1 protein-coding gene is annotated in these 1,756 nt (G+C 67.3%); it reads right to left on the bottom strand.

The features are described 5' to 3' along the window. Positions 1–15 precede the first annotated feature (15 nt). Positions 16–1,701 carry an ISAzo13 family transposase gene (locus P3T39_RS37325; protein WP_280703778.1) on the bottom strand — a complete coding sequence of 562 codons (1,686 nt, stop codon included), beginning with the start codon at positions 1,699–1,701 and terminating at the stop codon, positions 16–18. Between the last annotated feature and the right edge of the window lie 55 nt (positions 1,702–1,756).

Genomic DNA, 1,756 nt, shown 5'->3' with positions numbered 1-1,756 from the left:
AGGGCTCGCAGAGCATTAACTCGCAGTCTTGATCTCCGATGGGCGGGTCATTCCTGCCGTGCTCGCGAGGCTGTAGAGGTCGTCAAGGGTGACGAGCCGGTTTTCGGTGGGCTGGATGGCATGTCCGGCGGCGTCGAGGAGTTGGCGGATGTCACGGATACGCCTGTTGATCGTTCCGGGGTGGACGTTGAACAAGGTGGCGACGGTGACCTGGGGCATGGCGAGCCGGTAGTGGAGGAGGGTGGCCAGGAGTCGGTCGGCGAGGGTGAGGATGGGGCGGCGCCCGGTGCCACCGTCGCCCTTCACTCGTGGTCGGTGGCCGCGCCGATTGTCCAACTCCGCTTCCCGCTGGGACTCGTGGAACGTGGTCAGGGTGGCGATCAGACCGTCCCACTCGGCGGGCGGCAGTCCGGTGAGGGCTGGGTGGCAGAGCCATGCGAGGTCGGGACTCGGCTGGTCGAACGGGTCCGGCTCGGCGCTGACCTGGGCATACTCCTCGGGGCGAAGGGTGTAGTTCCAGTCTCCGTGCCAGTCGTGGCGGTTCAGCGGCAAGGCGTCCATTTGCCCGTCGGCGATGCGGACCCCGGTGGCGTAGGTGTCGGTGTCGAGTTCGGCGTGGACTGTAAGTCCGGTGCGCGTGGTGGTCGCGGCGATGCTGTTGACGATGACTTCGTGGCTGGTCAGGGGCCTGCCGCGCCAGTTCATCGTGATGTGGGAGAACAGCCGGTGCTCGATCCTGTTCCATTTCGACGTGCCCGGAGGAAAGTGACACACAGTGACATGAAGGCCGGTCTCGACGGCCAGGGCGGCGAGTTCGGCCTTCCAGGCGCGGGTGCGGTAGCCGTTCGAGCCGCCGGCGTCGGCGGTGATCAGCAGTCGCGTGGCCTGCGGGTAGCCGGCCCTCCCGGCCCCGTGCCACCAGCGGCGGATGGACTCGACCGCGAAGGCGGCGGTGTCGTGGTCGGTGCCCACGTTGACCCAGCCGGTGTTCGCGGCCAGGTCGTAGATGCCGTACGGGACGGCCTTGCCGAGTTCCTTGTCGGGGAAGTCATGGGTGGAGACCTGGAGCGGCTCGCCCTCGGGACGCCACTCTCGACCCCCGTTCTTGTACGGGCCGACGATCTCCTTCTTCTTCGTGTCGACGCTGATTACTGGATCCCCGGTGTCCTGGTGGCTCTTGGCCCGCTCGTTAATGTATCGGAACTGCCCGTCCCTGTCGGGGTGTTGCCTGCCCTCGATGGTCTTGGCGTTGCCCTGCAGGCTGAAGCCCTCCTCGCGCAGCAGGTCGCCGACGGTGTCCGCGGAGATCCGGTGACCCCGTCCGGTCAGCTCGTCGGCGAGGTTGCGTGTCGACTTGGTGGTCCAGCGCAGGGGCGACATCGGGTCGCCACGCATGTCGGGCTCGACCAGCTCCAGCAAGGCGCTCCGCAGCGCGGGGTTCAGATCGACCACGCGCTTGCGACCCCCGCCCGGCCGACGGGTACGTCCCAACGGTGGCTCCCCAGAGTCGAGTTCGCTGACTCCCAGTGACACCGTGGCCTCGCGGACACCGGCGGCGCGGGCCACCAGCCTGATCCCGCCATGGCCGATCGACCGGGCCTCTGCCCCTATCAGCAGACGCCGCTGACGCTCATCGAGATGCGGGAAGATCACCTCGAACTTGGCTGCCAGTGAGGCATGTTCCCCCTCCAACGCGCTCATACCACAGCAACGAGCCAAAGAGCGGGAAGCTACGGGTTAATGCTCTGCGAGCCCT

It is taken from the genome of Kitasatospora sp. GP82, from assembly GCF_029892105.1.
In the GTDB taxonomy this organism is placed as follows: domain Bacteria; phylum Actinomycetota; class Actinomycetes; order Streptomycetales; family Streptomycetaceae; genus Kitasatospora.
Note: the sequence above shows the minus strand (reverse complement) of the source record. Positions and strands in the feature narration are given on the sequence as shown.

Bases quoted from the DNA above. Each gene is read 5' to 3' on its own strand.
- P3T39_RS37325 (WP_280703778.1), bottom strand. From the start codon at position 1,701: ATGAGCGCGTTGGAGGGGGAACATGCCTCACTGGCAGCCAAGTTCGAG.